We start from the raw sequence: 6,197 nt of genomic DNA on the forward strand, positions 1-6,197 counted from the left end.
AGAGTCTCAGCGATCGGACACAACCACAGTAATGTGGCTGGTGCGCTTCAGGATGCGATCTGCACGACCTTTTGCACGCGGCATAATGCGCTTCATGCTCGGGCCTTCGTCTACGAAAATTTTCGTAACTTTCAGATCGTCAATGTCAGCGCCATCGTTGTGTTCAGCGTTAGCAATGGCAGATTCCAGGACTTTCTTAACCAGTACAGCCGCTTTCTTATTGGTGTAGGTCAGAATATCCAGAGCCTGCGACACTTTCTTACCGCGAATCAGGTCTGCAACAAGGCGAACCTTCTGAGCAGAAGAACGAGCATGGCGATGTTGAGCTAAAGTTTCCATCTCTTCCTCCTACCTTATTTCTTCTTCGCTTTTTTATCAGCAGCGTGGCCGCGATAAGTACGAGTCGGTGCGAATTCACCCAGTTTGTGACCGACCATTTCGTCGGAAACAAATACCGGAACGTGCTGACGACCATTATGGACAGCGATGGTCAAACCGATCATGTTAGGAAAGATCGTTGAACGACGGGACCAAGTGCGCAGGGGCTTCTTGTCTCCGCTTTCCACCGCTTTCTCTACCTTCTTCAGCAAGTGCAGGTCAATAAAAGGACCTTTCTTGAGAGAACGTGGCATGGCTTATCCTCTAAAATTATTTGCTACGGCGACGTACGATGAATTTATCAGTACGCTTGTTGCTGCGGGTCTTCTTACCTTTGGTCTGAACGCCCCACGGAGTTACCGGGTGCTTACCAAAGTTACGACCTTCACCACCACCATGTGGGTGATCGACTGGGTTCATCGCAGTACCGCGAACGGTAGGACGAACACCACGCCAGCGTGCAGCACCTGCTTTACCCAGAACGCGCAGCATATGCTCAGCATTGCCAACTTCGCCCAGAGTTGCACGGCAGTCTGCTTCGACTTTACGCATTTCACCAGAACGCAGACGCAGGGTGACATAAGCACCATCACGAGCAACGATCTGAACGTAAGTACCAGCGGAACGTGCCAGCTGACCGCCTTTACCTGGTTTCATTTCTACGTTATGAACGGTAGAACCAACCGGGATATTGCGCATCGGCAGGGTGTTACCTGCTTTGATTGCAGCATCAACGCCAGACTGAATCTGGTCGCCAGCTTTCAGGCCTTTAGGGGCCAGGATGTAACGGCGTTCACCGTCTTTGTACAGAACCAGCGCGATGTTCGCGGAGCGGTTCGGATCGTACTCAAGACGTTCAACAACTGCCGGGATACCGTCTTTGTTGCGTTTGAAGTCAACAATACGATAAGCCTGCTTGTGACCACCACCGATGTGACGAGTGGTGATGCGGCCATTGTTGTTACGACCACCGGATTTGCTGTTTTTTTCAACCAGCGGAGCAAAAGGTTTGCCCTTGTGCAGCTCTGGGTTGACCACTTTAACAACGTGGCGACGACCCGGAGATGTCGGTTTACATTTAACAACTGCCATTGTATTACTCCTCCGACTTACTCAGCGCCGCCGACGAAGTCCAGATTCTGGCCTTCCTTCAGGGTGACGTAAGCTTTTTTCCAGTCGCTACGACGACCGATACGCTGTCCGTGACGTTTAACTTTCCCTTTAACTACCAGGGTGTTAACGACTTCGACTTCGACTTCAAACAGTTTCTGCACAGCAGCTTTGATTTCTGCTTTGGTCGCGTCTTTAGCAACTTTGAGAACGATGGTGTTAGTTTTTTCCATCGCAGTAGACGCTTTTTCAGAAACGTGCGGTGCGCGCAGCACTTTCAGCAGACGTTCTTCACGAATCATGCCAGCATCTCCTCAACTTGCTTAACAGCATCAGCAGTCATTACGACTTTGTCGAAGGCGATCAGGCTAACCGGGTCGATACCAGTTGCATCGCGTACGTCAACCTTGTGCAGGTTGCGCGCAGCCAGGAACAGGTTTTCGTCCAGCTCACCGGTGATGATCAGCACATCTTCCAGAGCCATGTCTTTCAGTTTCTGTGCCAGCAGCTTAGTTTTAGGCGCTTCTACAGAGAATGATTCGACAACGATCAGACGATCCTGACGTACCAGTTCGGACAGAATGCTTTTCAGCGCGCCGCGGTACATCTTTTTGTTAACTTTTTGACTGTGGTCCTGTGGACGAGCAGCGAAGGTCACGCCACCTGAACGCCAGATCGGGCTCTTGATAGAACCTGAACGCGCACGGCCGGTACCTTTCTGGCGCCACGGCTTTTTGCCTGAACCAGTTACTTCAGCACGAGTCTTCTGAGCACGAGTACCCTGACGAGCACCAGCTGCATAAGCAACAACAACCTGGTGAACCAGCGCTTCGTTGAAATCACGACCGAAGGTAGTTTCGGAAACAGTCAGCGCGCTCTGCGCGTCTTTCAATACTAATTCCATTGCTATCCCCTTACGCCTTCACAGCTGGTTTAACGATCAGGTCGCAACCGGTCGCACCCGGAACACCACCTTTAACCAGCAGCAGGTTGCGCTCAGCGTCAACACGTACTACGTCCAGGCTCTGAACGGTTACACGTTCGTTGCCCAGCTGACCTGCCATTTTCTTGCCTTTGAACACTTTGCCCGGAGTCTGGTTCTGACCGATAGAACCCGGAACGCGGTGAGACAAGGAGTTACCGTGAGTAGCGTCCTGGGTACGGAAGTTCCAGCGCTTAACGGTACCAGCGAAACCTTTACCTTTAGAGGTACCGGTTACGTCAACTTTTTTAACGTCAGCAAACAGTTCAACGCTAATGTTCTGACCAACGGTGTATTCTTCACCATCTGCCAGACGGAATTCCCACAGGCCGCGGCCAGCTTCTACGCCAGCTTTAGCAAAGTGGCCAGCTTCCGGCTTAGTTACACGGTTAGCTTTTTTAGCACCGGTGGTAACCTGAACAGCGCGATAGCCATCGTTAGCCAGATCTTTAACCTGAGTAACGCGGTTTGCTTCAACTTCGATAACGGTTACTGGGATAGATACGCCATCTTCAGTGAAGATGCGGGTCATACCCACTTTTTTACCGACTAAACCAATCATTGTATCAACCTCTCAATCGCTCGATGACCTGATTAACCCAGGCTGATCTGCACGTCTACACCGGCAGCCAGGTCCAGACGCATCAGAGCATCAACGGTTTTTTCAGTTGGCTCAACGATGTCAACCAGACGCTTGTGAGTACGGATCTCGTACTGATCACGCGCGTCTTTGTTGACGTGCGGGGAGATCAGAACGGTGAAACGCTCTTTGCGGGTCGGCAGCGGGATCGGACCACGAACCTGCGCACCAGTGCGCTTGGCAGTCTCGACGATTTCCGCGGTTGATTGATCGATCAGACGATGATCAAACGCTTTCAAACGGATACGGATTCTTTGGTTCTGCATGAGACCAGAGCTCCAATTATTTTATAGACGAAATAGTTACTCCTCAAACCCATTACGATTGATGGGAGAGTGTAACCGTTCTTACAGAGTTCCCCGATTGGGAACATTGTCTGGTATTGCTTTCGCAGTACCGGTGGCTCATATCGAACCGCTGTCAATATTAGACAGGCCCGCGCATTATACGTAAATCTCAGTCTTAAGCAAGTGCCGCGTATAAATTAATCACTCGCTCACCAATGCGGCGCTCCTTCCACTCTGATTGTATGTCCTGTGGTGCAACGCGTTTTCCGTGGAAGAGAGCATCCATAACCCATATCCCAGGCTTGTAGGGCCGCCGGGTTTACCTGAAGGTAAACTCTTTACCAGATAAGGCTTGCCCATGTACATCGACCTCCCCTTTCTGTTGATTTATGTTTCGCTATCAGGGCTGCTCTTAGTCCATGACCTACGTACCGGGTTGCTGCCCGACAAATTTACCTGCCCTCTTTTGTGGGGCGGTCTTATTTATCATCAATGCTGCAGACCTGCACAGTTATCCGACGCGCTTTGGGGTGCTGTAGCGGGCTATGGGGTATTTGCTTTGTTCTACTGGGGGTATCGTTTGATATGCCGACAGGAAGGGTTAGGCTTTGGTGATGTCAAATTTCTTGCCGCGCTAGGCGCATGGCATTGCTGGGAATCATTACCACTTTTGGTTTTACTTGCCGCGGGTATGGCATGTTGCCTCACCGGGATTTCCTGCGTCCGTTACGGGAAACAGGTACTAAAAAACCCGCTGCCATTTGGGCCATATCTGGCGGCTGCGGGTTTTGTTATTGGCCTGGTAAGTATGATACAGGGCGGTTAGTCACTGACTTTAATTTGCGATTGCAGATAATTTTGTAAGCCAAGTTTTGCAATCAGGTCCAGCTCGGTTTCGAGCCAGTCAATATGCCCTTCTTCTTCAGTCAGGATCTCAATCATCATATCCCGGCTGACATAATCATGAACGCTATCGGCATAGGCAATGGCTTCACGTAAGTCTTTAGCACCATCGAGTTCGAGTCGAAGATCGGATTGCAGCATCTCTTCAACGTCTTCGCCAATACCCAACTTGCCAAGATCCTGCAAGTTCGGGATCCCTTCTAAGAATAAAATACGCTCGATATATTTATCAGCGTGTTTCATCTCATCGATAGATTCATGGTACTCAACATCATTGAGGCGAGTCAGTCCCCAGTTTTTAAACATACGAGCATGGAGAAAATACTGGTTGATCGCGACAAGCTCATTTCCCAATAGTTTATTGAGATAATTTATGATTTTAACATCACCTTTCATTTTATAGTCCCTCCGCTTCCACTCTTAGAGCGTAGATGGGGCTACAGGGATGTCAAAAAAAAGAGTGTGACTTAGGCGATCTCTTTAAATTCTGGCATTTGCGTTAATTCATCCTGCATGACTTCGCGGGCAGCACGAATGCACTTACCGCATTGATTTCCAACAGGAATAAATTTACGTAATTGCTGAAAAGACTGAGGATGAAACTGGCGAACAGCCTGACGTATTTTTTTATCACTTATCGCATTACACAAACAAACGTACATGATCGCTCCCGTTCAATTTCTGCGCAAAGTGTAAATGAGAATAGTTATGATTACAATAGCACAACGCGATTTACGCGGCGGGAGAATGAATAAAAAATGCGAATAAATATGACTACGACTAAATTGCAGGTAGCAAAAAGGGCGCCGAAGCGCCCTTTTTAAGCTCAAAGCTAATTAATCAATAATTAGCTCATTACTTTAGCAACAACGCCCGCACCAACAGTACGGCCGCCTTCACGGATTGCGAAACGCAGACCGTCGTCCATCGCGATTGGGTGGATCAGGGTAACAACCATTTTGATGTTGTCGCCCGGCATTACCATCTCTACGCCTTCCGGCAGTTCGATGGTACCAGTCACGTCAGTAGTACGGAAGTAGAACTGCGGACGGTAGCCTTTGAAGAACGGAGTATGACGGCCGCCTTCGTCTTTGGACAGAATGTACACTTCAGATTCGAACTTGGTGTGCGGCTTGATAGAGCCCGGCTTAGCCAGTACCTGACCACGTTCGATTTCTTCACGTTTGATACCACGCAGCAGAACACCAACGTTCTCACCAGCACGGCCTTCGTCCAGCAGTTTGCGGAACATTTCAACGCCAGTACAGGTAGACTTAGCAGTCTCTTTGATACCAACGATTTCAACTTCTTCACCAACTTTGATGATACCGCGTTCTACACGACCGGTAACAACGGTACCACGACCGGAGATGGAGAATACGTCTTCGATAGGCAGCAGGAACGGCTTGTCAATCGCACGCTCTGGTTCTGGGATGTAAGAATCCAGGAAGCCAGCCAGTTCGATGATTTTCGCTTCCCACTCTGCTTCGCCTTCCAGCGCTTTCAGAGCAGAACCACGAACGATCGGAGTGTCGTCGCCCGGGAAATCGTACTGAGACAGAAGTTCACGAACTTCCATTTCTACCAGTTCCAGCAGCTCTTCGTCATCAACCATGTCGCATTTGTTCAGGAACACGATGATGTACGGAACGCCTACCTGACGACCCAGCAGGATGTGCTCACGAGTCTGCGGCATCGGGCCGTCAGTCGCAGCAACAACCAGGATCGCGCCGTCCATCTGCGCAGCACCGGTGATCATGTTTTTAACATAGTCGGCGTGGCCCGGGCAGTCTACGTGTGCGTAGTGGCGAGTCGGGGTGTCATATTCAACGTGAGAAGTGTTGATGGTGATACCACGAGCTTTTTCTTCCGGCGCGTTATCGATCTGGTCGAATGC

General features: G+C 49.9%; 11 protein-coding genes. 1 reads left to right on the plus strand and 10 read right to left on the minus strand.

All coding sequences use genetic code 11. The annotated features are described in order from the left end of the window. Positions 1 to 6: 6 nt before the first annotated feature. Genes rplV through rpsJ form a run of 7 tightly spaced genes read right to left on the minus strand, consistent with a single transcriptional unit; the run spans position 7 to position 3,376 of the window. Positions 7 to 339, minus strand: coding sequence for a 50S ribosomal protein L22 (rplV, locus tag OGY68_RS05310; RefSeq protein ID WP_000448832.1), 333 nt, complete (start codon positions 337 to 339; stop codon positions 7 to 9). A 14-nt stretch (positions 340 to 353) separates the two neighbouring features. Further along, positions 354 to 632: a 30S ribosomal protein S19 gene (gene rpsS, locus OGY68_RS05315; RefSeq protein WP_001138115.1), complete on the minus strand. Its 279-nt coding sequence runs from the start codon at positions 630 to 632 to the stop codon at positions 354 to 356. Positions 633 to 648: 16 nt separating this feature from the next. Continuing rightward, entirely contained in the window at positions 649 to 1,470 is an 822-nt protein-coding gene (gene rplB / locus OGY68_RS05320) for a 50S ribosomal protein L2 (RefSeq protein ID WP_000301869.1), read from the minus strand. A gap of 17 nt (positions 1,471 to 1,487) precedes the next feature. Beyond that, entirely contained in the window at positions 1,488 to 1,790 is a 303-nt protein-coding gene (gene rplW, locus OGY68_RS05325) for a 50S ribosomal protein L23 (RefSeq protein WP_000617546.1), read from the minus strand. Continuing rightward, entirely contained in the window at positions 1,787 to 2,392 is a 606-nt protein-coding gene (gene rplD / locus OGY68_RS05330; protein ID WP_003031119.1) for a 50S ribosomal protein L4, read from the minus strand. Before rplD ends, rplW begins: the two co-directional genes overlap by 4 nt. Before the next feature lie 10 nt (positions 2,393 to 2,402). Beyond that, a complete protein-coding gene (rplC, locus tag OGY68_RS05335; RefSeq protein ID WP_003031117.1) occupies positions 2,403 to 3,032 on the minus strand; it encodes a 50S ribosomal protein L3 in 630 nt (209 codons plus the stop codon). Between the two features lie 32 nt (positions 3,033 to 3,064). After that, positions 3,065 to 3,376 carry a 30S ribosomal protein S10 gene (rpsJ, locus tag OGY68_RS05340; RefSeq protein WP_001181005.1) on the minus strand — a complete coding sequence of 104 codons (312 nt, stop codon included), beginning with the start codon at positions 3,374 to 3,376 and terminating at the stop codon, positions 3,065 to 3,067. Positions 3,377 to 3,755: 379 nt separating this feature from the next. Between rpsJ and OGY68_RS05345 the strand changes: the two genes are divergently transcribed. Then, positions 3,756 to 4,223, plus strand: coding sequence for a prepilin peptidase (locus OGY68_RS05345; RefSeq protein WP_057067314.1), 468 nt, complete (start codon positions 3,756 to 3,758; stop codon positions 4,221 to 4,223). Here the strand turns inward: OGY68_RS05345 and bfr are convergent. The 3 genes from bfr to tuf form a co-directional block, all read right to left on the minus strand. Beyond that, a complete protein-coding gene (gene bfr, locus OGY68_RS05350) occupies positions 4,220 to 4,696 on the minus strand; it encodes a bacterioferritin (protein WP_003827773.1) in 477 nt (158 codons plus the stop codon). The two genes, OGY68_RS05345 and bfr, sit on opposite strands and share 4 nt — an antisense overlap. A 71-nt stretch (positions 4,697 to 4,767) precedes the next feature. Continuing rightward, complete coding sequence (bfd, locus tag OGY68_RS05355; protein ID WP_003031111.1) at positions 4,768 to 4,962, minus strand: bacterioferritin-associated ferredoxin; 195 nt, start codon at positions 4,960 to 4,962, stop codon at positions 4,768 to 4,770. A 185-nt stretch (positions 4,963 to 5,147) separates the two neighbouring features. Further along, on the minus strand, positions 5,148 to 6,197 hold a 1,050-nt coding region (gene tuf, locus OGY68_RS05360), incomplete at its 5' end, for an elongation factor Tu (RefSeq protein WP_063942044.1).

This window comes from Citrobacter sp. Cpo065 (assembly GCF_030332805.1).
In the GTDB taxonomy this organism is placed as follows: domain Bacteria; phylum Pseudomonadota; class Gammaproteobacteria; order Enterobacterales; family Enterobacteriaceae; genus Citrobacter; species Citrobacter portucalensis.